Source organism: Nonomuraea sp. NPDC026600 (genome assembly GCF_040638335.1).
Classification (GTDB): Bacteria; Actinomycetota; Actinomycetes; order Streptosporangiales; family Streptosporangiaceae; genus Nonomuraea.
The window spans coordinates 1-26997 of the sequence record NZ_JBEZYD010000046.1; the positions used below are offsets into that span (position 1 = coordinate 1).

General features: G+C 65.8%; 25 protein-coding genes, 1 tRNA gene and 5 pseudogenes. 14 read left to right on the forward strand and 17 right to left on the reverse strand.

Translation table 11 applies throughout. The annotated features are described in order from the left end of the window. Positions 1-773 (forward strand): transposase (locus AB0F17_RS56550; RefSeq protein ID WP_358042539.1); only part of this gene is annotated, 773 nt, incomplete at its 5' end. A 111-nt stretch (positions 774-884) separates the two neighbouring features. On the opposite strand, the pseudogene AB0F17_RS56555 reads toward AB0F17_RS56550, so the two are convergent. The 15 genes and pseudogenes from AB0F17_RS56555 to AB0F17_RS56625 all read right to left on the reverse strand — a co-directional run. After that, positions 885-1592 (reverse strand): annotated as a pseudogene (locus AB0F17_RS56555) (transposase); the annotation flags it as partial. 11 nt (positions 1593-1603) lie between these two features. After that, a pseudogene (locus AB0F17_RS56560) lies at positions 1604-2489 on the reverse strand (IS5 family transposase); the annotation flags it as partial. Positions 2490-2672: 183 nt separating this feature from the next. Then, positions 2673-2745 (reverse strand) — tRNA-Leu (locus AB0F17_RS56565). Positions 2746-2793: 48 nt separating this feature from the next. Beyond that, a pseudogene (locus AB0F17_RS56570) lies at positions 2794-2907 on the reverse strand (peptide deformylase); the annotation flags it as partial. Between the two features lie 42 nt (positions 2908-2949). After that, complete coding sequence (locus AB0F17_RS56575) at positions 2950-3360, reverse strand: hypothetical protein (RefSeq protein WP_358042542.1); 411 nt, start codon at positions 3358-3360, stop codon at positions 2950-2952. Positions 3361-3375: 15 nt separating this feature from the next. Then, positions 3376-4220: pseudogene (locus AB0F17_RS56580) on the reverse strand (IS5 family transposase). A 119-nt stretch (positions 4221-4339) separates the two neighbouring features. Beyond that, positions 4340-6706, reverse strand: a complete 2367-nt coding sequence (locus AB0F17_RS56585) for a LuxR C-terminal-related transcriptional regulator (protein WP_358042797.1) — start codon at positions 6704-6706, stop codon at positions 4340-4342. Positions 6707-6959: 253 nt separating this feature from the next. Beyond that, entirely contained in the window at positions 6960-7712 is a 753-nt protein-coding gene (locus AB0F17_RS56590; RefSeq protein WP_358042545.1) for a HAMP domain-containing sensor histidine kinase, read from the reverse strand. Positions 7713-8701: 989 nt separating this feature from the next. After that, on the reverse strand, positions 8702-9511 hold the full coding sequence (locus AB0F17_RS56595; protein WP_358042548.1) for an enoyl-CoA hydratase-related protein: 810 nt from the start codon (positions 9509-9511) through the stop codon (positions 8702-8704). Between the two features lie 112 nt (positions 9512-9623). Further along, positions 9624-9758, reverse strand: coding sequence for a hypothetical protein (locus AB0F17_RS56600; protein WP_358042814.1), 135 nt, complete (start codon positions 9756-9758; stop codon positions 9624-9626). Beyond that, positions 9719-10036: an NAD(P)-binding domain-containing protein gene (locus tag AB0F17_RS56605; RefSeq protein WP_358042800.1), complete on the reverse strand. Its 318-nt coding sequence runs from the start codon at positions 10034-10036 to the stop codon at positions 9719-9721. The genes AB0F17_RS56600 and AB0F17_RS56605 overlap by 40 nt, the downstream gene beginning before the upstream one ends. 9 nt (positions 10037-10045) lie before the next feature. Further along, positions 10046-11101, reverse strand: a complete 1056-nt coding sequence (locus AB0F17_RS56610) for a TIGR03617 family F420-dependent LLM class oxidoreductase (protein WP_358042551.1) — start codon at positions 11099-11101, stop codon at positions 10046-10048. Between the two features lie 112 nt (positions 11102-11213). Beyond that, positions 11214-12869 (reverse strand): AMP-binding protein, encoded by a 1656-nt coding sequence (locus AB0F17_RS56615; RefSeq protein WP_358042554.1) that lies wholly within the window; start codon positions 12867-12869, stop codon positions 11214-11216. Positions 12870-12871: 2 nt separating this feature from the next. Next, on the reverse strand, positions 12872-13315 hold the full coding sequence (locus AB0F17_RS56620; protein WP_358042557.1) for a thioesterase family protein: 444 nt from the start codon (positions 13313-13315) through the stop codon (positions 12872-12874). A gap of 78 nt (positions 13316-13393) precedes the next feature. Further along, positions 13394-14788, reverse strand: a complete 1395-nt coding sequence (locus AB0F17_RS56625) for a cytosine permease (protein WP_358042560.1) — start codon at positions 14786-14788, stop codon at positions 13394-13396. A gap of 70 nt (positions 14789-14858) precedes the next feature. Between AB0F17_RS56625 and AB0F17_RS56630 the strand changes: the two genes are divergently transcribed. Further along, entirely contained in the window at positions 14859-15035 is a 177-nt protein-coding gene (locus tag AB0F17_RS56630) for a hypothetical protein (protein WP_358042562.1), read from the forward strand. A gap of 297 nt (positions 15036-15332) precedes the next feature. Here AB0F17_RS56630 and AB0F17_RS56635 read toward each other — a convergent pair whose 3' ends face one another. After that, positions 15333-16037 (reverse strand): dienelactone hydrolase family protein, encoded by a 705-nt coding sequence (locus tag AB0F17_RS56635; protein ID WP_358042565.1) that lies wholly within the window; start codon positions 16035-16037, stop codon positions 15333-15335. A gap of 367 nt (positions 16038-16404) precedes the next feature. After that, the gene (locus AB0F17_RS56640; RefSeq protein ID WP_358042568.1) at positions 16405-16977 is read right to left on the reverse strand and encodes a PadR family transcriptional regulator; all 573 of its coding nucleotides are present in this window, start codon (positions 16975-16977) and stop codon (positions 16405-16407) included. Positions 16978-17047: 70 nt separating this feature from the next. Here AB0F17_RS56640 and AB0F17_RS56645 point away from each other — a divergent pair, with 70 nt between their 5' ends. The 12 genes and pseudogenes from AB0F17_RS56645 to AB0F17_RS56700 all read left to right on the forward strand — a co-directional run bounded on the left by AB0F17_RS56645 (position 17048) and on the right by AB0F17_RS56700 (position 26955). Next, complete coding sequence (locus AB0F17_RS56645) at positions 17048-17251, forward strand: hypothetical protein (protein WP_358042571.1); 204 nt, start codon at positions 17048-17050, stop codon at positions 17249-17251. A gap of 68 nt (positions 17252-17319) precedes the next feature. Then, on the forward strand, positions 17320-18084 hold the full coding sequence (locus AB0F17_RS56650; RefSeq protein ID WP_358042574.1) for an enoyl-CoA hydratase-related protein: 765 nt from the start codon (positions 17320-17322) through the stop codon (positions 18082-18084). Next, entirely contained in the window at positions 18081-18890 is an 810-nt protein-coding gene (locus AB0F17_RS56655; protein WP_358042577.1) for an ABC transporter ATP-binding protein, read from the forward strand. Before AB0F17_RS56650 ends, AB0F17_RS56655 begins: the two co-directional genes overlap by 4 nt. Continuing rightward, on the forward strand, positions 18890-19591 hold the full coding sequence (locus AB0F17_RS56660) for an ABC transporter ATP-binding protein (protein ID WP_358042803.1): 702 nt from the start codon (positions 18890-18892) through the stop codon (positions 19589-19591). Before AB0F17_RS56655 ends, AB0F17_RS56660 begins: the two co-directional genes overlap by 1 nt. Before the next feature lies 1 nt (position 19592). Then, positions 19593-20510: a branched-chain amino acid ABC transporter permease gene (locus AB0F17_RS56665; RefSeq protein WP_358042580.1), complete on the forward strand. Its 918-nt coding sequence runs from the start codon at positions 19593-19595 to the stop codon at positions 20508-20510. Beyond that, positions 20507-21676, forward strand: coding sequence for a branched-chain amino acid ABC transporter permease (locus AB0F17_RS56670; protein ID WP_358042583.1), 1170 nt, complete (start codon positions 20507-20509; stop codon positions 21674-21676). The genes AB0F17_RS56665 and AB0F17_RS56670 overlap by 4 nt, the downstream gene beginning before the upstream one ends. Before the next feature lie 8 nt (positions 21677-21684). After that, positions 21685-23037: an ABC transporter substrate-binding protein gene (locus AB0F17_RS56675; RefSeq protein WP_358042586.1), complete on the forward strand. Its 1353-nt coding sequence runs from the start codon at positions 21685-21687 to the stop codon at positions 23035-23037. 86 nt (positions 23038-23123) lie between these two features. Next, positions 23124-23873, forward strand: a complete 750-nt coding sequence (locus AB0F17_RS56680) for an SDR family oxidoreductase (RefSeq protein ID WP_358042589.1) — start codon at positions 23124-23126, stop codon at positions 23871-23873. Continuing rightward, a pseudogene (locus AB0F17_RS56685) lies at positions 23870-23992 on the forward strand (hypothetical protein); the annotation flags it as partial. The gene AB0F17_RS56680 and the pseudogene AB0F17_RS56685, both read left to right, overlap by 4 nt. A 39-nt stretch (positions 23993-24031) precedes the next feature. After that, entirely contained in the window at positions 24032-24241 is a 210-nt protein-coding gene (locus AB0F17_RS56690; protein WP_358042816.1) for a hypothetical protein, read from the forward strand. Further along, positions 24238-25380 carry a thiolase family protein gene (locus AB0F17_RS56695; protein WP_358042591.1) on the forward strand — a complete coding sequence of 381 codons (1143 nt, stop codon included), beginning with the start codon at positions 24238-24240 and terminating at the stop codon, positions 25378-25380. The genes AB0F17_RS56690 and AB0F17_RS56695 overlap by 4 nt, the downstream gene beginning before the upstream one ends. Before the next feature lie 39 nt (positions 25381-25419). Next, on the forward strand, positions 25420-26955 hold the full coding sequence (locus AB0F17_RS56700) for an AMP-binding protein (RefSeq protein WP_358042594.1): 1536 nt from the start codon (positions 25420-25422) through the stop codon (positions 26953-26955). The last annotated feature ends 42 nt before the right edge of the window (positions 26956-26997 follow it).

Consider the following 26997-nt stretch of genomic DNA (forward strand, 5'->3'; position numbering starts at 1 on the left):
CCGTGACGTGCGCGTCCCCGGCCGTCTTCTTCGGACTTCCCCTACCCGTGGCGGTCCGGCCCGGCCTGAACCGGAGCCACCCGGACGATGACCCTTTTGTCCCGGACCATCGCCGCCTCGTAGTCCGGCCAGTCCGGATGCTCGCCCGAAATGCGCCAAGATGCAGCGGGTACTGGAGTTATACGATCACCCACCCGCCGACGGGCGGGTGGGTGATCTGCGTCGATGAGTTCGGACCGCTGAACCTGATGCCCCGCAAGGGCAAACGCTGGCGGCCGGCCGCCAGCCCTGCCCGGCTGCGAGCCACCTACAACCGCTACTTCGGCGTCATGCACATGATCGCCGCGCTCGACCTGGCCACCGGCAAGCTCTACTACCGCATCCGCATCCGCATCCGCAAACGTAAGCGGTGGCGGGAGTTCTTGTCCTTCCTCAAGACCCTGTGCGAGCGCCGGCCCGGCGAGAAGCTCTACGTGATTATGGACGACTACTCGCCGCACAAGCATGCCCAGGTCCGCTCCTGGGCCGCCGACAGCGACGTCGAGCTGGTGTTCCTGCCCACCTATGGCTCGTGGTCGAACTGGATCGAGTCCGAGTTCGCCGCGCTGCGCTACTACGCCCTCAACGGCACCGATCACCGCACTCATGACGAGCAGAACGCGGCGATCGGCGGCTACGTCCGCTGGCGCAACACCCGCGCGCAGCCGAAAACCAGCTTCGCCGCCAGCTCGCCCATCCGAAGCTGGACCAGTTGCCCCGCCAAGGTTTCGTGACGGGCCACCAGGTGCTGCCTCTGCAGCAAGTGCCGCGCATCGGCGAATTAGTTTGGGGTTGCTCAGGCCGGCCAGTGAGTCGCGGAGTTCGGGTTCGGCCGCCACCAAAACGGCCTTGAGCTGGTTGATCGCCTGGGACCTTGATTTGATGGCCGAGGTCTTGGCCAATCTGAACAGCCTGAGCATCTCCACCTGCCCGTCGCCGGCCTTGGCCAGAGCCGTAGCGCTGCCGGACAGCACGGCCCGAGCTGCTGCCTCGGCATCCAACGCGTCAGTCTTACCCCTTCGTCGACGTGCGGCTTTGTCGGGCTGATTGACCTCCAGGACATCTACTCCCGAAGCGCTCAGATGGCGGCCCAGTGCCGCGCCGTAAGAGCCCGTGCATTCCACCCCGGCGCGGTGCACGTATCCGAATGAGCGTGCCCACTCCAGCAGATCCCGGTAGCCGGCCACGGTCGTGGGAAACTTCCTGCATTCCAGCAGCGTGCCCACGACTGTGATCACGGCGGCGACGTGGAAGCCTTTATGGGTATCGACTCCGAGGATCACCTCGGCCTGCTCATCGGCGGAACGCTCTGCGGAGGCGGGAGGAGTGTGAGGCATTGGAGCTCCTGATCGGCGCGGGCACGGATATGGCCGTCGCCGGGCCGAGGGAGCGGTCAGGACTGTGATGGTGCTGGCGGGCAAGGCCCCTATCGGGACACACTCCACCGGTCCGGCAACAGCAAGCCTCGCCCCGAACCGTGATCGACAGATCAAACGAAGGACACTCTGGTCAGTCATAGCGCGGGTTAGACCACGGCCCGAGGCGGCACCCATAGATCCTCACAGTCATAGCGCGTGGCCACGGCCCGGAAGTTCTTCAGCCGGTTGATCGCCCGTTCGACGACGTTGCGTGCCTTGTAACGTTCGGCGTCGAAGCCGGTGGGCCGTCCTCCGGCTGACCCGCGCCGGCGGCGGTGGGCGCGTTGATCGCGTGGTTCGGGGATGGTGTGGCGGATCTTGCGGCGGCGCAGGTAGACGCGGTTGGCGCGGGAGGAATAGGCCTTGTCCGCGGCCAGGCTGTCGGGCCGGGTGCGTGGACGTCCCGGCCCGAGCCGGGGAATGCGGATGTGGCCCAGCACCCGTCGGAACTGCGGACTGTCGCCGTACTGGCCGGGCGTCAGGACCAGCGACAGCACCCGGCAGTGGCCGTCCGCCGACAGGTGGATCTTGGTGGTGAACCGCCCCGGGAACGACCTAGGCACTCCCCAGCCTGACCACCCCCGCCAGCCGGGCCGCCAGAGACCTCAGCGCCGGATCGCCCCGGTTTGTCCCGGCGACGTCCCCCTTTTTGCCCCCCGGCGCGGGAGACGGCGAAGACGGCGGTGGCGGTGTGCGTGGCGCGCCGGCGGAGTGCTGGTGCGCCCGGACCGTAGTGGAGTCGACGGAGATATCCCAGTCCACCCGGCCCTCGGCGTCCTGCTCGGCCTGGATCGCCGTCAGCAGCATCTGCCACGTGCCATCGGCCGACCAGCGGCGATGCCGCTTGTAGACCGTGATCCACGAACCGAACCGCTCGGGCAGATCCCGCCAGGGCAACCCGGTCCGAGCCCGATACAACACGCCGTCGATCGTCGTGCGGTGGTCATTCCACCGCCCGCCCCGACGACCCCCCTCGGGTAACAGCGGCCTGAGCCGCTCCCACTCGGCATTCGTTAAGTCACCACGACCCATGCACCAATCGTGACAACATCACCACAACTAGTCAGCAGATCTAAGAATCAGCTCTTAGGTCAACCGGCGCTCAGATCTATGTGGTTTCGAGACTTCAGCAGGTGGACAACGAACGGATACGTTCCTGAGTTCCCACGGTTACTGAGGGTTGTTTAATGGGGCATTTCCTATGGTAGACGCGGGTGCCCCCGGCGGGATTCGAACCCGCACTACAACCCTTTTAAGGGGTTTGCCTCTGCCTTTGGGCTACGGGGGCGCCGCAATCATACGAAACGGACCAGGCTTCAGAGAGCACAATTTCGTATCAGGCGTCACATCTGTGAAGTCTGCGGTGAAGTGATAGGGCTCCTGGCGCTCTGTCCAGGAACAGAACGCCGCCGAGATGGTCCAGTTGATGCTGAATGCACCTAAGAGGGAGTTCTGTGAGATTTCGTCCGTTCTGGGGCTGAGTGGTGGGCGTCTACGCGTGGTGGATGGCTCGGGGCAGGGTGAATAGCCCGGGTTCGGGTTCGATGAGAATGCCGTGGCTGACCAGGCGTTTGAGCTTGGCGCGCATGTTCTCGGTGTGCTTGGGCTCCAGTCCTCTGTTCAGCATCCGGCAGATGTCCTTGGCGCGCAGCCCGTCCGGCGCTTGCTCCACGACGGCCAGGATCTGCTGGTAGGCGGGCGGGAGCGGGATCGCCTCGGAGCTGGATTCGGGCAGGTCGCCGGTCATTTCCAGGATCGTTTCGCGGGTGATGCGCAGCCGGGACAGCACCTGTTCGGCCGCACTCAGGAGCGCGGACAGCTCGGCGATCTGCTCGCGCAGCGCTTCGGCTTCGGTTTGTGCGGCGGGTTGGCGTTCGGCCAGACGCTCCAGGAACTCGTGCATCCGCGCCCCGACCCCCTATGTCGCCGTCTGGCTGGGTTGGCGCCAGGTCGGGGTGGTCGTCCTGGTCAACCGCCGGGTCATGTTGTCGGTCATCGACCAGTAGATCATCGATTCGGAACTGGCGGGCAGCGCCTCATAGTCACGCGCCAGCCGGCGATGCAGCATCAGCGTGCCGAAGACCTGCTCGGCCACCCAGCGCTTGGGCACCGGCGCGAACCCGATGGTGTGCGGGTTGCGATGCACCACCTCCACGTCGATGCCCAGGCCGGCGCCGTTATCGATGACCGCGTTCTTGAACCCGGCATCGGTCCACGCTTTGGTCACGCTGGGGTTGTCGGCTGCGACCTTGTCCAGCAGCGCGAGGCCGATGGCGTTGTCGTGCACGCTCGCAACTGCCACCACCACGGCGATGATCAGTCCGAGTACGTCGGAGGCGATGCCGCGTTTGCGGCCGCGGCTCTTCTTACCCGGATCCAGCCCCGTAGTGGTGGCCGGCGCGTTGACGGAGGTGTGCACGGTCCGGGTGCCCAGCACGACCGCGCTGGGATCCTCGGCTCGGCCGCCCTGCTCGCGTACCTGCCAGCGTAAGAGATCATAGATGGTCTGGTCGGTGCCGTCGTCGCGCCACCTGGCGAAGTAGGAGTAGACGGCGGTGTACGGCGGGAGGTCGTGCGGCAGGTAGCGCCACTGGCAGCCGGTCCGGGCCTGGTAGAGGAGTGCGTTGACGATCTCCCGCATGTCGTAGCGGCCCGCATGGCCGCTGACCGAGGGTGCTGGCCCTTCCACGCCGACACCACCGGCCGGATCAGTTCCCACCGCTCGTCGGACAGATCGACGCCGTTAGGTAGACAGACCCGTATTAGGGCAGCAGTGCATTCGCGTGAGCCGGGTGCCGGTGATGGTCATCAGCCCCTAAGCAGAAGTCCGTCGGCGGCTGCCGGGCGAGGGCGGTCTTGATGCGCTGATGTCTTCTCCGGTGTCAGCCGTCCGGAGACGGCGCGAACTGGCTGACGTACCAGGCGGCGATCTGTGCGCGTGAGGTGCATCCGAGCTTGTCCATGATGTGTTCCACATGGCCCTCGGCCGTGCGCGGGGAGATGACTAGTCGGGCCGCAATGTCCTTGTTGCGCATGCCTTTAGCGACAAGGTTAGCCACCTCGAGTTCCCGCGGGGTCAGCACCGGTTGCGACAGGGCGGGCGTCGGTGCGGCGGAGGGCGCGGAATCGGCTCGCGACTCGGTCGGCTCCTGCAGGGCGTAGCCGATGGCCGCGTCGAAGTCAAAGCTCGCGCCCTCGTCGACGGCCTTGCGGTAATCCTTTTCGCCGAGGCGGTCGCGTAGCAAAGACTCTGCGGTGCGGTGGGCGTCGTCGTAGGCGCGAAAGCCTGCGATTGAGATCTCGAACTGGCGCCGCATCATGGCGGCGGCGCCTATCAGGTGCGCGGCGTGCACATCGCGCCCCTGGGCGGCAGCGACCCAGGCTAGCGTTTCCACGTGCCACACCTGGGTAAAGCGGTAGCCGACCGCCCGTTCGAGGCGCAGGCTGGACTGGAGCAAGGAGGCGGCCTGCGTCAGGTCGCCCGCGGACCAGCGTTCGATGCCCGCAACCCATATCGCCAGCGGAATCTCGCCGCGCGAGCCCGCCGCCTCGGCGAGTTGGCCGCATCGCGCCACCCAGGACCCGGCGCGAGGGTCGCCGGCGAAGATCGCGGCCAGGGCCAGGTAGAACGCCGGCAGGAACGCATCCTGCAGGATTCCGTCCTGCGTGATGTCGCCCGTGTTGTGCTCGTACCAGTTCAGGGCCGGTTCGAGCAGTTCGACCGCCTCCTGGTAGTCACCCTTCATCTGGGTCAGGCGTCCCGACAGAAATCTTGTCATCGCCTGCGGTCCCTGGCGATCGCTGTCGGCCAGAAGCCGGCACTCCTCGATCAGCAGGCTCGCGGTGTCGATCCTGCCTTGCATGAGAGCGAAAAGCGCGCCGAGGGCCAGTGCACTGAAGCGTTTCCGCCCGGTTATCTGCCGGCATTCGAGAAGCCGGTCAGACCAATGACAGGCTTCTGACGGACTGCCGAAGAAGCGCCAGTATCCCTCCAGCGACGTGAAGATTCGTACCGCCGCTTCGGCGCGGAAGTCTTCACCTAGGCAGTGGTCCAGGGCGGCTCGCAGATTTGGCATCTCAGGCACGACCGTGCTGAAACACTCCATCTGGTTCGAGCCGAACCAGTTGGCCCTGTTGCGTTCGGCCAGGCCCTGGTAGTAGTCGGCGTGCTGGCGGAGTATCGCTGGTGTCGCCTCGCTCTTGTTCAGGCGGTCCTGACCGTACTGTCGCAGGGTCTCCAGGATCCGGTAGCGGGGGCGGGTGCCGCAGGCCTCCCTGGTCACGATGGACTTCTCGGTCAGCGCGGCCAGCAGGGGCAAGACGTCCTCGCGCGAGAGCGGCGCAGCCGAGCAGACCTCCTCCGCCGCTGCCAAGTCGAAGCCGCAGGAGAAAACCGACAAACGTTCCCACATGGTCTGTTCCTGTGCGGAGCACAGCTCGAAGCTCCACTCGACCGCCGCGCACAGCGTCTGATGGCGCGGCAGGGCGGTGCGGTAGCCCCGCGTCAGGAAGTGCAGGCGGTGGCCGAGCCTGCTGATGATCTGCTCCAGCGACAGGACCCGCAGCCACACTGCGGCAAGCTCGATCGCCAGCGGAATGCCGTCGAGCAGGCGGCACAACTGCGCCGCCGCCACATGCTGGGAAGTGATATCGATCTCCGGCGCGATGCTCTTGGCCCGCTCCACAAGCAGCTCCAGGGCACCATAACGCAGGACGTCGCTCTCGGTGCCGCGGGCGTCGGGGCTGGGGCAGGACAGTGGCGACACGATGAAAGACGTCTCACCTGGCACCCCCAGCGCCTCTCGGCTGGTGGCCAGTAGTCGTATCTTGGGCGCCGCAGTGAGCAGGGTGTTGGCCAGCGAAGCGCAGGCCTCCACCAGATGTTCACAGTTGTCCAGCACCAGGAGCATCTGCTTGGCTCGCAGATGGGCGATCAAGGTTTCAGCGGACGGCTGGGACATCTCTTCCTGCAGACCCAGGGCCTCCGCGACGGTCACGGCAAGCAACTGCTCGTCCCGTAGGGAGGCCAACTCGATCAGCCACACCCCATCGTGGAAGGCTCGTTGCACGTGGGCTGCCACGTGGGTCGCCAGCCGCGTCTTGCCCACGCCGGCCGTACCCGTCAGGGTCAGCAACCGCGTGGTGGACAACAAGCTCCGGACCGCGGCAATCTCCCGCTTGCGACCGATGATCTCGCCCGACCCGGCACGGAGGTCAGGAGTGAGCTGCTCGGCTACCAATCGACCCATGTCGGTCACTATCTGCCCCTGACCTGCGGGATGTAACCAACGTACGGTCGAGGCATGGGATAGGAATTACCAAGGATCGGGTGCGGGTGCGGGTGCGAAGTGTTTGACGTACCGTTTTCTGGTCGCGGTCATCGGGCTGCTCGGGACGGCCGTAGGTCAGGTCGGAATGAAGAGCCCTCATGGTTGTCCGCCATGGACGGCGTTCGCGTCTCCGTCATCAGCCCTATCGGTGGTGCGGCTCTACCGGGAGTGCTCAGGCTGCCTCGTACGCCACCGCGTCGAGGTGCAGCAGCGGCAGGCGCAGCACGAGCTGGGCGCCTCCCATGCCCGATTCCCGGGCGGTCAGCGTGCCGCTGTGCGCCTGGGCGATGGCCAAGGCCATGGTAAGGCCCAGCCCGAAACCGCCGTGCTCGCGGCTGCGGGCGCCGTCGGTCCTGCTGAAGTGGTCGAAGACCCGTTCGCGCTCCGAAAGGGCAATGCCCAGGCCGTCGTCGTCGACCGTGACCACCACCTCGTCGTCCTCGCTCCCTACGGTGACTCTCACCGCTGATTTGGCATGTCGTTCGGCGTTGTCCAGCAGGTTGCTGAGCAGGCGGGCCAGAGTGCTGGTGAGGCCTCCCACGATCAGGCCCTTCTTCAGGTCCAGGTTGATAGGTACGACTGTGCCCCGCTTGCCGACCTCCTCTTCGACAAGATCGGCAACCTCGATGGGCAGGAGCGGGTCATGGGAGCCAGTGTCCAGCCTGGAGAGCATCAGCAGGTCATTGACGATGGCCTGGATCCGGTCGACTTCGCGTAGAGCATGGCTGACCAGGTGTCCTAGGTCGGTTTGGCCGGGATTCATGCGGGCTTCCTCCAGTTGCAGCCGGAGACCGGCCAGAGGCGTGCCGAGTTCATGCGAGGCGTCAGTGACGAACTGTCGCTGCTGGGCGTGCATGTGCTCAACCAGGTGCTCCATCCGCGCGACGAGGGTGACGATCTCGTCGCCTCCACTTATTGTGATCATGGAATCCTCCCCTGAGTACTGATCCTTAGCTTGGCGGATACGATGGGGCTCCCAGTACCGTAGAAATACGCGTTCGGCAGCACGCCGATGCGTAGCCGCCGCACAGGCGGTGTCCGCGTCGCCGTCACCACTGCCCGCCGCTGGGCCGGTCGCTACCGGCGCCACGGCATGCGGCTGCAATGGGTGAGGACCATCTCGATGCTCAAGACCCTGGCCGCCAAGCATCGCTCCTCGGTCGCGGTGATGGCCCGCAAATACAAGGCCGTCGCCGGCGACAGCGCAAGACCCTCGTGGTCTGCCGCACCTGCCACCAGCACATCCACGCCGGACGAGCGGCCAAGAAGCTGCCGGGCCGCAAGAGAGGGCTGGCCGTGGACGTGTTCGACCTGGTCATCGCGGTGGTTGTGCGGCCGCCTCCGCGCACGAGAACACCGCCGGGACCGCTCTGCTGGACCGGGTCGCAGCCCAGACCTCCGGCACGGTGACCAAAGCCCTGGTCGACCAGGGGTTCAAGAACACGGTCGTCGACCATGGGGCCGGGCTCGGGATCGACGTGGAGATCGTCGAACGCAACCCCGCCGACCAGGGGTGCGTCCCCCAGTCGAAACGATGGATCGTCGAGCAGGCGTACGGCACCTTGATGCTGCACCAGCGCCACCTCATCCCGCGAAGCACACCAATGCTCTCACCGCAAGCCCCGGAGCGCTGTTACTTCTCAGCGACATCGCCTTCAACTGGAAACGATCGCTGTCGCAGCAGACCGGCAAACGCTGTCACATATCACCGACAAACCCACGGGGGGCATTTCGCACGATGCTGGCCACCTCATACCCAAGGACGAACGGCAGCTCGGGTTGGAGCTGGTACTGACCACGAGTGAGGAGCACGGACGCATCATCCACTTTCTTCGTCCATGAACACTTCGATCTCCCGCCGCCTGACCCGGCCCGTGACCACAGCCATTGCTGACCTGCGCCACTCTCGTCGCATCAGCGAATCTCCAGGCCGGCAAATCCTGGCGGTCGGCGCTGGAGGTAACTCTTGATGCCTTCCACGAAGTCCTGACCGGTGAAGGCCTCGACCATCAGCTGGTCGGCCTCCGTGACCGCATCGGCGAACGTCATGTTCTGAGCATTGAGCACCTGCTGCTTGATCGCCTGCATTGCGCTGGGGGAGCAGTATGTGGCCAGGTCGTGGGCGTAGGCAACCGCTGCGTTGAGCAGCTCCTGGGGCCTGACCACTCGGTCGACAAGACCCATCTGCAGCGCCTCCTCCCCGAGAATCACCCTGGAGGACAGAAGAATGTCCAATGCGCGGCTCCGGCCGACCAGACGCGGCAGCAGCCACGCGACGCCGTACTCGGCGATGAGACCACGTCGAGAGAATGCGGCGGTGAACTTGGCCTTCGGCGCAGCGAAGCGGACGTCGCAGTAGAGCGCTTCCACAAGACCAAGGCCGGCAGCCGCACCGTTGACGGCTGCGATGAGCGGCTTGCGGAACAGCAGCGGTCGGTGCCGCACGGGATCGCGCCGCACCAACGCGGTTAGGTCGCTGTTGTCGACGGCTTGGAGATCGTCCATGTCCGCGCCTGCGCAGAAGCCTCTCCCGGCACCAGTCACGACGACGGCGCGCACATCCGGATCCGCTTCAGCCTCGTCGAGCAGGCCAAAGTAGCGCTGCTCCAAGGCTTCGTTCCAAGCATTGAGCCGGTCGGGGCGGTTCAGGGCAAGAATCAGCACGCCGCCTCGTCGCTCGGTGAGGACAATGTCGGCCGGGGGTGACGCTGTGGTCTTAGTCATGTGGGTGCTCCTCTTCTCGTCCGGATCCAGCAGTCTTGGGGTTCGCCCGCACTGGAGGGTCAGGCCACCGAGAACAAGGCTGCGGCACCTATGCCTCCGCGGATGCACATGGTCACACCGGTGCGACGGACGCCTGCGCCGCCGATTCCTCCAGCACCAGGCCGAACGGCCCCTCCGCGTCGAAACCCAGCGGGTTGACACAACTGATCACGACCTTGCCCTCGAGACCATCGGCGAGCGCCGACACCAGAGCGGGTGACCGTCCCCTGGCACCGCGAGCAGCACGACGTCCGCGCCTGCCGCGGCACCTGCGTTCGACGCCCCGGTCACAGCACCGCCGACGCCACCGAGCCTCTCGGCTATCTCCTCCGCCGTCACCTGTGCGCGGGCTGCGTCCCACGATCCGACCTCCACGGCGCATCCAGCCAGCGCGAAACGATAAGCCAGGCCCCGGCCCCGAGTCCCCGTCCCACCGACCACTGCAACGCGTCCCAGATCATCCATCGTGCGGTCGCCCCTTATCATCACGCCCGCTCAGGGCGCAGTCACCGAAACTGGTGACAGGTTTCTACCGTTTGTGAGTGCGATCACCTCACGTGCGATATCGGCCAATATGTCTCGGTCGATCTCATAGGGCGTGTCGAATGAGAATCTGTCGACGAGACCGTCGAATCGGTCGACCACCCGGGCAGCGGCGGCACTGGGCTCGGCGACGATGGCGAACTCTTCGAGGATCTCGTCCGAGATCAAGCCGCCCATCTCGTCCCAGCGCGCCGCCTTGGCCAGCTTGTGGAGGTCTGTCTGCAGGTCTCCCCACCCATGGGTTTCGAGAACGGGCCGATAGGCCGGCGTAGACGCGTAGAAAGCGATCGAGTGCTTGACGCGCCGACCGGCCTCCCTCATCTGCTCTTCGGTCTCGCCGGTCACAAAGAAGACCGGGCCCGAGACTTGGAATCGGCCGCCCGCGCTCGTCGATCGCCCTTCGCGCAAGGCGGGCAGCGTCACGGCCTCCATGTATCGGGCTGTAGTGAAGGGGTGGAAAACGAAACCATCGGCGACTTCCGCCGCAGTCTTGGTCATGAGAGGTCCAACCCCTGCGATGAAAATCGGAGGCGTGCCCCAAACCTCGATGTCGCTGGGATCGGGGGAGAGAGTCGGAGACATGAGGTTGTGGGTGTAGAACTCACCTTCGAAGTTCAACGGGGCGCCGGTCAGCCAGGTGTCCCAGATGGCGCGAATGGCGAGAACCATCTCTCGCATCCGCGCCGCCGGTCGGCTCCACGGCATAGAGAAGCGTCGCTCAATGTGCGCCTTGATTTGTGTCCCGAGCCCGAGGATGAGCCGACCGCGGGTATAGGCCTGAAGGTCCCACCCGAGCTGCGCAAGGTCCATCGGATTTCGAGCGAAGGCAACGGCAATCGACGTTCCGAGTTCGGCCGAGTGTGTAACCTGAGAGGCTATCGACAGGGGCAAGAACGGGTCGTACTGGGTTTCAGCGGACCAAAGTCCGTTGAAACCCGCTCTCTCGAGAGTCGAAGCGGAGTCGGCCGCCAAAATCGGGCGGCATTCAAGCATGGAGTCGACCTTCATTGTGGTTTCTTTCGTTCAGCGGCTCCGGGAGCCAGGGCGGGATCTGTCACAGCAAGGGTTGTCGTCACAGGGAAATCGCCGGTCCGGTCGTCAGTGAGAGTCATCGCTGGGTTCATTCGGCGGCGTACCTGCGGGTCATCTCCTCACGAAGCAGGAACTTCTTGACTTTCCCGGACCCGGTTTGCGGGAGGCTGTCCACGACGTAGACGTACCTCGGGACCTTCTGGTGGGTGACCCGCTCGCGCAGCCAGAGGCGCAGCGCCTCCGGGTTGAACGGGCAGCCGTTCTTGACGGTGACGACGGCACAGGCCTCTTCGCCGAAGAACGGGTCGGGCACGCCGACCACGGCCACCTCGAGAATGCCGTCGTACCCGCGGATGGCTTCCTCGATCTCCGCGGGGTAGAGGTTCTCGCCGCCGCGGATCAGCACGTCCTTGAGCCGGCCGATGATCCGGAGTCGTCCCTCGGCATCGAGCGTGGCGAGGTCACCAGTGCGAAACCAGCCGTCGCTCGTGGTCGCTGCGGCGGTCGCAGCCGAGTCCTCGTGATAGCCCCGCATCACCTGGTAGCCGCTGACCTGCAACTCACCGGACGAATTGACGGCCACCACCTCGTCGGTTTCCGGGTCGACCACGCGCACCGCTGTCCACGGGAGCGGACGGCCGACGGTGGTCCATCCGAGGTCACCGTGATCGTAGGGTGAGGTGCCCGCGACCGTGGGCGAGAGCTCCGTCGAGCCGTAGAGCACCCGCAGTGGCGCCCCCCACTCGCGGAGGCAGGCCTGCCCGAGCTGGTGCGGTGTGGGGGCTCCGCTGGTGCCGACCAGGCGCAATGAGCCAAGGTCGGCCCCGTGGAGACGCTGCCGGTCGACGAGCGCGGTCAGGATAGTGGGCACCGTGGAGACGATTGTGCATCGCTCACGTTCGATGGTGTCCAGCACCTTGTCAGCGTCGAACCGGACCAGCGGGAGGTGTGTCGCGGCGGCAGCGACAGCACCCAGGGTGAGCATCGCGCAGCCGGCGGTGTGGAAGAGCGGCAGGGGGTTGCACCACCGGTCGCCCGGTTCGACGTTCCAGAGCCAGGCCGACTGGCGGGCGTTGTTGACCACGTTATGGTGGGTGAGGGCCGCTCCTTTGGGGCGTCCGGTCGTACCCGAGGTGAACTGGATCTGGGCCAGGTCGTCGGCGGAGGTCGCGCGCGTGCGACGATCGAGCTCGCCGAGGTCGACGCTGTCACCCTGTCGCAGGACGTCGGCCAGCCCCGAAACGTCCTCGACGGGGCCGCCCAGCGACACGAGGTGCCGCAGCCGCGGCAGTGCGTCGCGGATTTCGCGCAGCTCCGACCACAGGTCCAGTCGCTCGAAGTCCGGCAGGAACAAGCACGCCACGGCGCCCGAGAGCTCGAGCACATGGCGGATCTCGTCAGCACGGTAGGTCGGGTTGGCCGGCACCAGGACCGCGCCGACCCGGGCCGCGGCGAACTCCGTGACCACCCACTCCGGGACGTTGGGAGCCCAGAGCGCCACGCGGTCGCGGGGCTGGACCCCGAGGGCGACCAGAGCCCTGGCCAGACAGTCCACCCGCTCGGCCAGCTCGCGGTACGTCCACCGCACCGTGAGCTCGGGGGCGTCGTACGCCGACATCACCAGGGCTTCCCGGTCTGCCGCCCTGCCGACAGCTTCGGCGAGGAGGTCGGCCACGGTGGTCGGGAGGAGGGGCACCGGTCCCGGGTCAGCGAGCCACAGGGACCGGTCGTCGACCAATGCCATGGTCAGGCCTCCAGGTGAGTGAATCCGAGCCGGGCACGGACGTGCTCGGGGACGGGTGTGCTGGTTCCTGTGGCCGGGTCGACATAGGCAGACCCGAGCACCCCGTGGGCGCACACGGTTTCGTCGAGCAGGATGCGGAAGTCCAGGTCGACCGAGGAGCGGCCGACGCGGGACACCTTCACCTGGACCGTGATCAGGTCGTCGAAGCGAGCCGGCCGCACGTAGCTGGCGGTCACGTGGGTGCGGGGCAGGTGCGGATAGAGGTCTCCGAGCACCCCGGCCTCGCGGAAGAGGGCGATCTCAGCCTCCTCGACGTACTGCAGCGCCGAACTGAACTGGTAGTTGGACGACGGGTCGACCTCCGTCCAGCCGATCCGACGCTTGATGCTGAACCAGCCGTCGCCTCGGGTGTCGGCGGAAAGGTGCGGTTCGGTCGTCGCGGACAAGTGAGCACTCCAGGTCTCAGGGTCATGGTCAGGGTCTCCGGGCGACGGACGTGCGAGGGTCCCCTTCCTCCACCCTCGTCATGCCGCTTCCGTGATCCGAGGTGCCGTGCCCAGGCTCGGGTCGCGCTTGCGGGTGGCCAGGGCGTAGCAGCCGCCCGCGACCAGGAGCCCGACGAAGATGGAGAAGTCCGCCCCTTCGATCAGCTTCGCCACCGCGCCGACGTACAGTCCGGGGACGCTGAAGAACGGGATCATCGCCACGAAGCCGAGGACGTAGGAGGCCAGACCCGAGGCCGACCAGCGTCCGTATTGCCCGTCGCGGTCGAACAGCGCGGACACGTCGTACTGCCCGCGGCGCAGCACGTAGTAGTCGAGCAGGTTGATCGCCGTCCACGGGATCATGAAGTAGAGCAGGAGCAACAGGAAGCTGTGGAAGTTCGTGAGGAAGTCGCCCGGGGCGAAGACGGCCAGCAGCATGACCGCCGCACCGCACACGACGGCGGTGACCAGCCGGGCAGTGCGCCCCGTGCCGACCGGGCGGACCGAGTCGGCCATCGAGAGCACCGTCAGCGAGGCGGTGTAAAAGCCCACGGCGTTCACCGCGACCAGACAGACGAGCGAGTAGAGCAGGACGGACTTCCCATAGCCGGAGAAGATCACGTCACCGGCGCGCAGCAGCGACCCAAGGGAGGCCTCGTCGGGGAACGCGGCACCGAGGTAGCTGCCGAACCCCATCAGCCACAGTGCGCCGGCAGCCGAGCCGATGTAGGTCCACCAGAACGGGGCGGCGTGACCGACCGACGGCGCCAGGTAGCGCGAGTAGTCCGAGACGTACGGTGCCCACGCCAGTTGCCATCCGGCGGTGATGCCGAACATGGCCAGGAACGGCACCCACCGGAATCCACCGAGGTCGAACTGGGCCGCCGACAGGTGGATCTGCGCGGCGGTGCCGATGGTGAGCACGCCGAAGAAGGCCAGGAACAGGTACGCCAGCCAGCGCTCCACTCCATGGATCCACCGGTAGCCGACGCATGCGAGCATCACCGACAGGGCCGCCCCGACGCCGATACCGACGTCATGCGGGAGCGTGTTGGTGGTTGCCGTTATCTCGCCGATGAGCTGGAGGCCGAAGACATTGAAGCCGAGCAGCATGAGGACGACGAGCACCATGGGCAGCAGCACGCCGAGGTAGCCGAACTGGGCTCGTGACTGGATCATCTGCGGCAGACCCAGATGCGGGCCCTGGGCGGAGTGGAAGGCCATGAAGAAGGTGCCGAAGAGCACCCCGGCCACGATCCCCATGAACGAGGTCAGGAACGTCCCTCCCACGGCAGGTCCGATGAGTCCGACCGCCAGCGAGCCGACCTGCGCGTTGACCATGAACCACAGTGTGCCCAGGTGCCAGGTGCGACCGCGCCGCTCTTCGAGGGGCACGAAATGGATGGAGTGTGTCTCGATGGCTGGCGTGGCCATGGCAGCTCCTGGCGACGAAGAATACTCCGAAACGGACTGTGAAGGGTGAACGTACGGTACGATTCGGACCATGTCAATGAGTCGACGGCGCAAGCTCTACTCGCTGACCGCCGACAGTCGCGCGGCTTTGCGGCAGTGGCTCTCGGAGCCCGTCGGAGAGCGGTTCCAGCTCCGCAACATCGGCGAGCTCGACCGGATCGCCGAACGCTTCGGTGACGCCGCCCCGGATCTCGCCGGCGCCGGCTGATCCCGCTGCAACTCGGGCGCGAGCTTGAGGAGGCGGCACTTCGATTCTGGGAACGGCTCGTGCCGGATGGCCGCGAGGGGTCATAGCCGGACGGCTTCGGCCCGAAAAGGAGCGCTACTCGGCTCCAGACAGAGTGACGACGGACTGCTACACCGACTCCGCTTGCGAGATGAATGTCATCCCGACGGCACGAGTACATCGCTCGGCCGGGTCGACGACAAGGCGGACGTCGTGATGATGAAGTGCAGCATCGGCGACAAGTTCTGGCGCGGCCCACCGCCCGGCGAAAGCCCGAGGTTAGGCGAGGGAGGTGTGATTCCGGAGGAAATCGAGGGTGGTGGCCCACGCACGGCGGGACGCCTCGGGGTGGTAGAGGGAGAAGTCGTCGTTGTCGAACGCGTGGTTCGCGCCGTCGTACAGCTCAACCTGCGCGGGGCGGCCGTCGGCGGTGACCGCCTTGGTGATGGCGCGGACCTCGTCCATGGAGAGGTAGTCGTCAGCGGTGCCGAAGTGGTGGAGGCTCGGGCAGGTGACCTGCGGGGCGAGGTCGAGCAGCTGCGGGAGCGCGGTGCCGTAGTAGGAGACGAGGGCGGCTGGCTCGGTCCGGGCCGCGGTGGCGAAGCCGAGGCCGCCGCCCATGCAGAAGCCGAGGTTCGCGGGGGTACCGGTCACCTCGTCACGGGCGGCGAGGACCTCGAACGCCGCGACGGCGTCGGCGACGGCCTGCTCGGCGTCCATCTGCCCGGCCAGGGCCATCGCCTGTTCAACGACGTCAGGTGCGGACACGTCGTCGAAGGTCTGCCGGTCGAGGCGCCAGTAGAGGAAGGGCGCAAGCACGACGTACCCCTCCTCGGCGAGCGAGGCCGCGCGCCGCTGGATGTAGGCGCTGACCCCGAAGATCTCCTGGAGCAACAGGATGCCCGGGCCCGAGCCGGACTTCGGGGACCAGAGGCGGGCCGGCATCTCGCCGTCGGTCGTGGGCACCGCGATCTGCTGCGTCATGAGGTCAGCCAACCAAGGTCGGCGACTGAGCTTGCCAGGACTTCCGTGGAAGGGGCGATCGGCTGTTGTGACAAGTGAGCACTCCAGGTCTCAGGGGCAGGGCCTCCGGGCGGCGGACGTGCGAGGGTCCCCTGCCATTGCAAGGACTCGAGGCCCGTGTCGCCGGACAGGCGGGCCAAATTGTAGAGGAACGCACCCATGTGTTTGTCAAGCTGGTCGCCCAGAGCATCCGGCGAACCGCGCGGGTGCTGGAGCAGAGGATCTCGGGCCGGGCCTGACCGATGTCCAGGTCACGCTCACGAGTTGACGTCCGTCGTCACTCTGTCTGGAGCCGAGTAGCGCTCCTTTTCGGGCCGAAGCCGTCCGGCTATGACCCCTCGCGGTCATCCGGCACGAGCCGTTCCCAGAATCGAAGTGCCGCCTCCTCAAGCTCGCGCCCGAGTTGCAGCGGGATCAGCCGGGCGGCGAGATCCGGGGCGGCGTCACCGAAGCGTTCGGCGATCCGGTCGAGTTCGCCGAGACGTTCCCGATGGAGCGCTACCTGCTCACGCGCTAACCGGGGGACGTCATCAGCGTCTCCGAGCTCGGCGAAGAAGAGCTTGAGCTCGGCGATGTTGCGGAGCTGGAACGGCTCTCCGACGGGCTCCGAGAGCCACTGCCGCAGGGCCGCGCGACCGTCGGCGGTCAGCGAGTAGAGCTTGCGCCGTCGCCCGTCCTCCTCCTGCTCCATCTCGAGCAGACCGGCCTCGGTCAGCCGGATGGGCTCGCTGTAGAGCTGCGCGTGCGGGAACGGCCAGAAGTAGCCCACCGAGTGGCCAACGGCGCGTTTGAGGTCGTACGGGGTCGATGGGCCGCGCAACCCGACCAGCCCGAGGACGACGTACGACGTCGGCGACAGCCGAACTGCGGCCTGATCCGCCGCTGCGTGACCCATTGACATGGTCCGAATCATACCGTACGTTCACCCCTCACGGTCCGTTTCGGAGTATTCTTCGTCACCAGGAGCTGCCATGGCCACGCCAGCCACCGAGACACACTCCATCCATTTCGTGCCCCTCGAAGAGCGGCACGGCCGCACCTGGCACCTGGGCACACTGTGGTTCATGGTCAACGCGCAGGTCGGCTCGCTGGCGGTCGGACTCATCGGACCTGCCGTAGGCAGGATGTTCCCGACCTCGTTCCTGAGGGTTGCCGGCCAGGTGGGCGATGTCTGAAATTCCAGACCCAACCGCGCCAGCGTCGCCGCACGAAGCGGTCTGTACCGCACTGAATGGGGCATGACATGGCGTTCGCAACGCTCTCCGTCTCCACCGACGGGCCGGTCACCGTCATCGCTTTGAACCGCCCGGAGAAGGCGAACACGCTCAGCACACGTATGTTGATCGAACTCGTCGACGTGCAGGTCATGATCGCGGCTGATCCGTCAGTGCGCGCCGTCGTAGTGACCGGCGCGGGCCGGCACTTCTGTGGCGGAGCAGACCTCGCCGACGACGAGCCCCTACCCGCCGGTGTGCGAATCGGATTCGAGAGACTCCCGCAGCCGGTGATCGCGGCGGTGAACGGTGGAGCCGTCGGCGGCGGTTGTGAACTCGCGCTCGCCTGCGACTATCGGATCGTTGCCGAGGACGGCTTTTTCTCGCTGCCGGAGACGCAGTTCGGTGAACTCCCCTTCGGAGGAGGCACCACTCGGCTGCCCCGACTGGTCGGGCCCTCGCTGGCCAAGCGACTCATTTGGACGGGCGAGCGCGTCCACGCCGAGCGGGCTGTGCAGATCGGCCTCGCCGATGAGGTGAGCCCGTCGGCCGGCGTTCTCTCTGCGGCGAAGGAGCTCGGCCGGGTGATCAGTGAGCGACCCGCGTACGCCATCCATGCCGTCAAGTTCTTGATAGACCGGGGAGCGGAGTCCCCGCTGGAAACAGCTCTGCAGGTCGAGAAGACCGTTGCGGCGACCATGGCCACCCCTGCGCAGCGAGAGGAAGCGCGCCGGCAAGCCGCAGCCCGCAACCCCGTATACGCACGCATCTTCGGTTACGAGGAGGTCTCGTGACGACCTCTCGCAGCGATATCTCCGCGCCGATGGCTACGCCTCAGGGAGAACTCCTTCGCTTGGACGGCGTGACGCTGCGTTTCGGCGGCGTCGTGGCGTTGAGCGAGGCGTCCTTCGCAGTGCGTGAGCGCGAGATATGCGGGCTGATCGGACCCAACGGTGCGGGCAAGACGACTGTGTTCAACGTGGTCAGCCGAATCTACGAACCTGCGGCCGGCAACGTGACCTTTCATGGGCGAAGTCTGATGAAGTACCCTGCTCACCGGATGGCGAAGCTGGGGATCGGGCGCACCTTCCAAAACCTCGCGCTGTTTCCATCGATGACCCTCACCGAGAACGTGATGGTGGGCGCGCACGTACACGGCAAAGTCGGGTTCGGGCGCGCGGTCGCACGGTTCGGAGCGTCGGCTGAGAACAAGCGCGTTCGAGCGCGAGCCGAGGAACTACTCGACCGCGTCGGGCTGGGGCCGTGGCGCGACCACCTGGCTGACGGGCTGCCCTTCGGCACGCTGAAGAAGTTGGAGATCGCCCGAGCTCTTGCTTGCGAGCCCAGCCTGCTCCTCCTGGACGAGCCGGCCGCAGGCCTGACTCATGGAGAGGTCGACGAACTCGGCGCCGGCATCAGAGCCATCCGAGACGACTTCGGCCTCTCGATCCTTCTCGTTGAGCACCATATGGCCATGGTCATGTCCATCAGCGACCGCGTCGTGGCCATGGAGTTCGGCAAGGTCATCGGCGACGGCACGCCTGAGGAGATTCGCAACAATCCGGCGGTCGTCGAGGCCTACCTGGGGGTGGAACCGTGATGCTCCAGTTGGCGGATATGGACGCCGGCTACGGCCGGTCCACCGTGCTGCACGGCTTGTCTCTCACCGTGGGTGACGGCGAGTTCGTCGTGATGCTCGGCGCGAACGGGGCCGGGAAGACCGCCACGATCCGTGCCATCAACGGCGTTATCAGTCGCACCGGCACGGTCATGCTCGACGGCAGCGACATCAGCGAGGCGTCTGTGGAGCAGATCGTGCGCCGCGGTGTCGCCCAAGTCCCGCAAGGTCGTGGAACGTTTCCGGAGTTGACCGTCGCCGAGAACCTTCGAGCGGGGGGCTACGTGCTGCCGAAGTCGCAGGTGGCCGGCGAGATGGACAAGTGGTACGACATGTTCCCCAAGCTTGCGGAGCGCCGTAGCCAGCGCGCCGGCACCCTCAGCGGGGGTGAGCAGCAGATGCTCGCGATCGCCCGTGCCCTGATGAGCCGGCCGAAGATTCTGCTTTGCGACGAGCCGAGCCTGGGATTGGCACCTCGCATTACGCGGGGTTTCTTCGACGTGCTCCACCGGCTCAACAAGGAGACCGGACTGTCCGTTTTTCTTGTGGAGCAGAACGCGAATCTGGCGATGAGCTTCGCCGACCGCGTCTACGTCCTCGAGACCGGTCGCATCGTCGCCGACGGACCCGCGCACGAGCTCAGCGCAGACGACACCATCCGCAAGGCGTACCTGGGATTCTGAGATGAGTACTTTTCTCCAATATGTGCTCGACGGGCTGAGCATCGGCAGCATCTATTCGCTGGTCGCGCTGGGACTTGTCATCGTCTTCCGCGCCACGTCGCATCTGAACATCGCCCAGGGCGAGATCGGCCTCCTGTGTGCCTATCTACTTTACCAGTTTGGCGAGTCGGGCCTGCCCCTCCCGCTCGGTGTGTTGCTCGCGGTAGCAGCAGGTTTCGGCCTAGGCGTCGGCATCGAAGTGGCAATCGTTCGACCACTATCGGCGTCGACGCTCGCGGTCGTCATCGCCACCATCGGGGTGATGCTGCTCATCAACTGGCTGGCGGGCGCCATTTGGGGCGATCAGCTCCTACCGAACTTCAACAGTGTCCAATTCACCTACCCGTCGGTGTTCCCCAGCGAGAGCAGCGACTTCGTCCGAATCCTCGGGGCGACGTGGCGTTACGAGTACATCGGCGCGCTCGCAACGCTACTGGTGATGGCGGCCGGATTGGCATGGCTGTTCAGCAAGACACGCCTAGGCCTGGCGATGCGACTGGTCGCCAGCAATCCAGACAGCGCCAGGTTGTTGGGCGTTCCGCTCAACCGCGTCAACGCCGTCAGCTGGGGATTGGCGGGCGCCTTCGGAGCCGTCGCCGGCCTGGTCTTCGCGTCCATCAGCGGCAACGTCAGCTTGACGCTGATGCTCACCGTTTTCCTGTACGGCGCGACCGCGGCCACGCTCGGCGGCTTCGACAGCCCGCTCGGCGCGGTGGTAGCCGGACTGAGTATCGGCGTCGTCGAAAATCTGGCGGCCGGCTACGCCCAGGTGTGGGTCGGTCAGGAGATGCGGACTGCCATCGCATTCGTCGCGCTCCTCGGTGTGCTCACATTCCGCCCGTCAGGCCTGTTCGGAACAGCACGAGTGCAGAGGGTGTGAGCGCCGGCATGTTCAAGTCACAACACCGGTCGACGGCCGGCCGTGCGGGCACATGGGTCGCACCGGCAGCGGGATTCTTGGTCCTCCTCGCCCTGCTGCTTTACCCGACCTTCGGTTCGGACAGCGGCGCAGGCACCATGACGACCTTCTTCATCCTCGCGAGTGCGGCGATGGCGCTCAACCTGATGTTCGGCTATGCCGGACAGCTGTCACTGGGGCACTCGGTCTTCTTCGGGATCGGTAGCTACTCCACCGCGGTTCTGGTTTCAAAGTACGGCTGGAGCCCGTGGGCGACCTTCGTCGTCGCCTTCGCTCTGGCGTTCGTCGCCGGCCTCCTGCTGGCGTTGCCAGGACTCCGCATTCGAGGGATTTACCTGGGCCTCGTCACCCTCGCGTTCGCTCTCGTCTTCCCGAATCTCCTGCGCTGGCAGAAGCTCGCATGGCTCACGTCCGGATCCGCCGGCATCCAAGACGCCGGATTCGACTTCCGTTCGATGCCGCGGCTGGAACTCTTCGGACTCACCCTTATCGACAACCTGCGATCCATCACCGGCAAGACAACCTTCTTCTACTGGCTTGCGCTTCTGACCGCCCTCGTCGTCTACCTCGCCTGCAGGGGCCTCGTCCACAGTCGAGTCGGCCGGGCACTGGTGGCCGTTCGCGACAACGAGACGGCGGCCACCACAATGGGCGTCAACGTCGCCACCACGAAAGCACTCGTCATCGCCACTTCGGCGGGCCTGTGTGCCCTAGCCGGAAGCGTCGCGGCTATTCGGACCGGGAACGTCACCGCTGAAAGCACCTATCTGACCTTCCAGGGAGCGATGGTCTTCCTGATCGCCGTCATTCTCGGCGGCGTGGGTACGCTATGGGGCCCGATCATCGGCGCCGGCGTGTACATCATCATCAGTGATCAGACCGGTAGCTGGGCGAACGATGAAAACATCCCCGCCATCCTGCGCCCGGTCTTCGGCTGGGCGGAAATCCCGCCAGGCAACGGCATCTTCGCCGTGCTCCTCATCCTCCTGATGTTCGCCGCGCCACGCGGGCTCGCCGGTATCGGCACGCGCATCAAGGAGGCCGTCCTGGCGTACCGCACGCGGGACGCCGCAGTCGCCCCCTCAGAACCCGCGCGAGCGCGGGTGGCCACCTGGCAAAGGAAGTAGCCCCGCTGATGCATACACACCTTCGCCCCTTCAAGTCGGCGGCACTGGTCGCAACGGCCGGTTCTCTGCTGGTCGTGACCGCATGCGGCTCCGACGGCAGCGGGGCCACCGCCAAGCGCCCCGGTGACGACGCCTTCTTCTCCGTCCAGGCCGCGACCCAAGACGGATGGAAGGCACCCACCGACAAGTGCCCCGACTCCGCCGCCGTCAACGCGCCCATCAAAGGCACTGTCACTATCGGTGCGACTGGGCCACTCACCGGCGGCGTGGCTGCCGGCTTCACCCCCTACTTCGACGGCTACAGGGCCTACATCGACTACGCGAACAAGTGGGGGCTGCTCGATGCCCTCAAGGTCAAGCTGATCGTCGAAGACGACCAGCTCAGCCCGGACCTGACGCCCAACGCGGTCAACAAGCTCATCGAGTCGAAGGTCGACGTCTTCGCCGGCAGTCTCGGGACCGCCAGCAACCAAGTCGTCAGAACCACGCTCAACGATGAGTGCATGCCACAGCTCTTCGCATCTACCGGGGCCCCGGACATGAACGACCCGAAGGCGTATCCGTGGACGAGCGGTCTGCCGATCCCGTATGACCTCGAGGTGAAGGCCTACGCGCGGAAGATCGCCGCAGATCACCCCAGCGGCGCGAAGGTCGCCCTCCTCACCGTGGCGAACCCGGCAGGTAAGGCATACGTGAACGCCATGCGCTCGGTCGCGTCAGGCCTCGGCATCAAGATTACCTCTGAGCAGACCCTCGACCCTGTCGACACCAACCCGCCGACCTCGCAGGTCACCAATCTGGCGGCCGACAAGCCGGACGCGATCGTCGCGCTCCCGGTGGGCTCGGGTTGCGTCACGTTCCTCCGCGAGCTCGCCGCCCGCGAGGCACAGGCGGATGGCTGGAATCCCGACGTCTATTTGACCTGGACGTGCGCGAACAGCACGGTCTTGCGCGCCGCGAAGGACGCCGCCGACGGTGTCATGACCGCCAACATGCTGGCCGACATTCAGAGCGACGGCGCGCGATCGAGGCCGGGTGTGGCCGCCTACTTGGACTGGATGGACCAGGAGGGCAAGTCGAAGGTCGCCGCGTCCGCCCTCACCGGCTGGTACGAGGGCGAAGTCGTCGTCGCCGTGCTGAAGCAGGCACAGCAGTCCCCTGACGGACTCACACGAGCCTCGATCCTGGAGGCATCGCGTAACTTCAAACTGTCCTCCAGCGTGACCCTTCCGCGCGTCGAGGTCGGCATGAACGGCACGACCGACCCCGTTCCGAGCGAAACCTTCTACATCACCAAGTACAGCGCCGACACCGGATCGTTCACGCTCGAAGGCAATCTGGTCTCGCCCAGCAGTTCGTGAACCATCGTCCTACAACCTGCGAACTAGGAGAAGCATCGATGAGTGAGACAACGCAGCGGCTACTCGACATCACCGACTCGGTCGCCGTGATCACCGGAGCCGGCCAAGGCGTCGGAGCCGAGATCGCCAGAACGTTCGCCCGCGCCGGAGCACGGGGCGTCGTGGTCAACGACGTGGTGCTGGAACGAGCGGAGGAAGTCGCCGCAGAGCTCGAGGCGGCCGGCTGCGCGGCGCTCCCGGTTCAGGCCGACGTCACCGACTACGAATCCGTGTCACGGATGGCGGCCGCCTCGTTGTCACGATTCGGCACAGTCGAAGTCTTGGTCAACAACGCCGGCAACTCGGGCGCCGATCCCGCCATGATCGACGAGGGCGCGTTCTGGGACATCGACCCGAGAAACTGGCGTCCCTTCGTCGACGTCAACCTCTACGGACCCATGAACTGCACGCGCGCATTCTTGCCAGGCATGAAGGATGCCGGCTATGGGCGCGTGGTCACCGTCATCTCCGACGCTGGCCGCGTCGGGGAAGCAGGCCTCGAGGCCTACTCGGCCGCCAAGGCAGGAGCTGCGGGGTTCACCCGCGCCATCGCCCGCGTCGCCGGCCAATACGGCATCACAGCGAACAACGTCGCCATCGCCGTAACTCGAACGCCCACTACGTCGGCGTACATCGATGAGGTCGGACCGAAGAAGTTGTTCTCGCGCTACATCATCCGTCGTGCCGGTGAGCCAGAGGACATCGCCCCAGTAGTCCTGCTCCTGGCATCCAAGCAGGCGGGCTGGATCACCGGGCAGACCTACCCGGTCAACGGCGGCTACTCGGTGAACCTGTGAGCGGCCACATCAGTACTGACGCAGCCGAGAGCGTCCGCGGCCCACTGGCTCTAGAGGGGGTTCGCTGCTCCAAGTGCCAGGTCGTTCGTTGGCCACGCCAGCACTACGGCTGCGAGAACTGCGGCGCCGAAGGTAGCGAACTCACGGACGTCGAACTCGTGGCCCGAGGAAGGCTGCGCTCGTTCGCCACCGTCTACGTCCACCCCGAGATCGAGCAGCCATTCACCGTCGTCGAGGTCGTACTGGACGCGGGCCCCCTCGTCCGAGCCGTCGGGGACGCGCCGGTGGACGGGCGAAGCGGCGGTCGAGTGATCGCTACTCGCCTTGGCCTCGGCGACCGGCCGTACTTCGAAGGAGAAGGCTCGTGACGAACTTCCTTGATCAGGCAAGACCCATCTACGTCGTCGGGATCGGCCTTCACCGATACCAGCGTCCCAGTGAAACCTCTTACGTCACGCTCGGCAACACTGCCGTGCGGGAGGCGATCAGCGACGCAGGGATCTCTTGGCCCGACGTCGAGGCCGCGTATCTCGCCAGTTCCAAGATCGGGATGGCATTCGGGCGCGAGATGCTGCGATTCCTTGGAGCGACCGGTCTCCCGATCACCCACGTCGAGAACGCGTCGGCAGGCGGGTCCACCGCCGTGAGGGCTGCCCTGCTCGATGTCGCCGCAGGCAGTTCCGACGTGGCCATCGCCATCGGAGTCGACAAAGCCGATCCGTTCGTTTTCGGGTTCGAAAAGTCGGGCATCCAGCCTCTGGTCGATGACGTCGTCGTCCCGTTCACCCACTACGCACTCCTGTTGCAGGAGTACCTTGAGAATTCGGACGCGAGCATCGAACAGGTCGCGCAGGTCGCGGTCAAGAACCACCGGAACGGCAGCCTCAACCCCTACGCGCAACGGCAGAAGGAACGCTCACTCGAGGAAGTCCTTGCCCCACCGCTGCTGGCCGGCCACATCACGCGGCTGCAATGCACCCCCATCGGTGAAGGCGCTGCCGCTGTCGTCCTCGCCAGCGAAGAAGGCATACGCCGACTCGGTATCGACCGCTCGCGTGCCGTACGGATCACGGCGAGTGAGGCCCGATCTGAAGTTCTCTACGGCCAGGAAAACTTCGATGTCGCCCTAACCCGAACGACCGCGATGGCGGCCTTGGAAAGCGCCGGGGTAGAGCCGACCGACCTCGACGTCGTCGAGGTGCATGACGCGATGGCGATCGAGGAAATCCTCTACCTCGAGGCTATCGGCCTCGCCCCGGAAGGGAAGGCCGCCGCTGCCGTCGCCGCAGGCGAGTTCGACATCGGCGGCCGGGCGGCCGTAAGCGCGTCAGGCGGGCTGTTGGCCATGGGCCATCCCATCGGACCGACGGGCGTCGGTCAGATCGTGGAGGTCGCGCGACAGCTCAGAGGAGAAGCGGGACAGCGTCAGCATCCCAGAGCCAAGACCGGCCTGGCGCACATGGTCGGCCTCGGCGCTGTCTGCTTCGTCCACATCCTGCAGGTCTGATGCTCCAATCCCCGCGCCAAGCATCATGTGGAGAACACTGTGAATGATCAGGTGGAACTCAACACGGACCACCGCACACTCGAGTTCCAGGCACGACGGTTTCCCGGCCGACTCGCGGTCGTGCACGACGACAAGACGATGACGTACGCGGAACTCGATCAAGCGGCCGACATGCTCGTTGAAGGACTCTCTCGCGCGGGTCTCGGACCCCGCTCCCGCATCGGTGTCCGCATGCGGCCCAGCATCGACTGGCTGATCGTCAATCGAGCGATCGGCAAGTTGGGCGCAGAGCAACTGGCTCTCAATCCCCAACTGACGACCGCCGAGACTGTGGAATTGTTGGACGACGCACGAGCCGAAGCGCTCATCACAGCGGACGCCGACCACACCAAACTGGCCGAGATCGCGGCCCACCGGCCACTCAAACTGATCGTCGGTGCCGCGGACGATCAGTCCTTGGCAAACCTGTACATCTCACCTGCGCCGAAGCGAGTCGGGCCACCGCAAACGCCGATCCTGATCTACACCTCGGGTACGACCGGCAAGTCCAAGGGGGTCTCCTTCCACGACCGACTCCCGTGGGACGATGACGAACGCCGGGAGTACCAGGACGCGATCGCAGCCACACCTCCTCATCCCGAAGGCGTCCGTGTCCTGCTGACGCTGCCGGTGCACCACGCCGCCGGCGCCGTCGAGGCCACGGTGACTCACCAGCGCGCCGGCACGTTGTATCTGCTGCCTCGGTTCAAGGCCGAAGAAGCCCTCGACCTCATCGAGCGGCACCGAATCCAGCACTGGATGGCGGTGCCCACCATGTTGCTGCGCATCAAGACGCTTCTGGAAACCTCCGATCGTTCGTGGGATCTGACTAGTCTTGAGAGCATCTACGTGGGCGCCGCTCCGGTCCCCCCAGAGCTCAAGCGCTGGGTGCTGAGCACTTTCGGCCCCGTGCTGTGGGAACAGTACGGATCAACAGAGGCGGCCGCGATGACGCGGATGGCGCCAGAGGACTTCCTTACTCATCCAACGGCGAGCGGCCGACCTTTTCCCCACGTGACCATCGAGATCGTCGACGAGCACTGGCGCCCCAAACCGATCGGCGAAGAGGGTGAGATCACGGCGAGGACACCCGGTCTCGTCGGCGCGTACCTGGGGCAAGGACCCATGGGACCGGAGACGCTCTCTCCCCGGGGGTTCTTCAAGACAGGAGACACCGGACGCCTCGACGAGGATGGGTACCTATACGTGACCGGCCGAAGCAGAGACATGATCGTCTCTGGTGGGGTGAACATCTACCCCGCCGAGATCGAGGCGGTCCTCCAGCAGCACCCGGATATCCAGGAATGTGCCGTGATCGGCGTGCCCGACCCCGACATGGGTGAGAAGGCTCTCGTCGTGCTCGAGCTCAAGGAGAACCGGCGCGAACTCGCCATCGACGACATCCAAACATTCCTGTCCGACCGTCTCGCGAAGTACAAGCATCCCCGAGCCGTCGAAATCGTTCCGCAACTGCCTCGGAATCCGATGGGCAAGATCCTCAAGCCCACTCTGCGGACCCGATTCGGCGGCGCCTGACCCCCGAACCAGACAAGACCGATCCAGTCCGCGATGCGAGGC

What these genes read in the sequence shown, in the direction of transcription:
- AB0F17_RS56675 (WP_358042586.1), top strand. Translation starts at nt 21,685, where the DNA reads ATGCATACACACCTTCGCCCCTTCAAGTCGGCGGCACTGGTCGCAACG.
- AB0F17_RS56605 (WP_358042800.1), bottom strand. Translation starts at nt 10,036, where the DNA reads ATGATAAGGGGCGACCGCACGATGGATGATCTGGGACGCGTTGCAGTG.
- AB0F17_RS56645 (WP_358042571.1), top strand. Translation starts at nt 17,048, where the DNA reads ATGGCCACGCCAGCCACCGAGACACACTCCATCCATTTCGTGCCCCTC.
- AB0F17_RS56650 (WP_358042574.1), top strand. Translation starts at nt 17,320, where the DNA reads ATGGCGTTCGCAACGCTCTCCGTCTCCACCGACGGGCCGGTCACCGTC.
- AB0F17_RS56630 (WP_358042562.1), top strand. Translation starts at nt 14,859, where the DNA reads ATGTCAATGAGTCGACGGCGCAAGCTCTACTCGCTGACCGCCGACAGT.
- AB0F17_RS56615 (WP_358042554.1), bottom strand. Translation starts at nt 12,869, where the DNA reads ATGGCATTGGTCGACGACCGGTCCCTGTGGCTCGCTGACCCGGGACCG.
- AB0F17_RS56595 (WP_358042548.1), bottom strand. Translation starts at nt 9,511, where the DNA reads ATGACTAAGACCACAGCGTCACCCCCGGCCGACATTGTCCTCACCGAG.
- AB0F17_RS56635 (WP_358042565.1), bottom strand. Translation starts at nt 16,037, where the DNA reads ATGACGCAGCAGATCGCGGTGCCCACGACCGACGGCGAGATGCCGGCC.
- AB0F17_RS56640 (WP_358042568.1), bottom strand. Translation starts at nt 16,977, where the DNA reads ATGTCAATGGGTCACGCAGCGGCGGATCAGGCCGCAGTTCGGCTGTCG.
- AB0F17_RS56625 (WP_358042560.1), bottom strand. Translation starts at nt 14,788, where the DNA reads ATGGCCACGCCAGCCATCGAGACACACTCCATCCATTTCGTGCCCCTC.
- AB0F17_RS56660 (WP_358042803.1), top strand. Translation starts at nt 18,890, where the DNA reads ATGCTCCAGTTGGCGGATATGGACGCCGGCTACGGCCGGTCCACCGTG.
- AB0F17_RS56665 (WP_358042580.1), top strand. Translation starts at nt 19,593, where the DNA reads ATGAGTACTTTTCTCCAATATGTGCTCGACGGGCTGAGCATCGGCAGC.
- AB0F17_RS56590 (WP_358042545.1), bottom strand. Translation starts at nt 7,712, where the DNA reads ATGATCACAATAAGTGGAGGCGACGAGATCGTCACCCTCGTCGCGCGG.
- AB0F17_RS56585 (WP_358042797.1), bottom strand. Translation starts at nt 6,706, where the DNA reads ATGGGTCGATTGGTAGCCGAGCAGCTCACTCCTGACCTCCGTGCCGGG.
- AB0F17_RS56575 (WP_358042542.1), bottom strand. Translation starts at nt 3,360, where the DNA reads ATGCACGAGTTCCTGGAGCGTCTGGCCGAACGCCAACCCGCCGCACAA.
- AB0F17_RS56610 (WP_358042551.1), bottom strand. Translation starts at nt 11,101, where the DNA reads ATGAAGGTCGACTCCATGCTTGAATGCCGCCCGATTTTGGCGGCCGAC.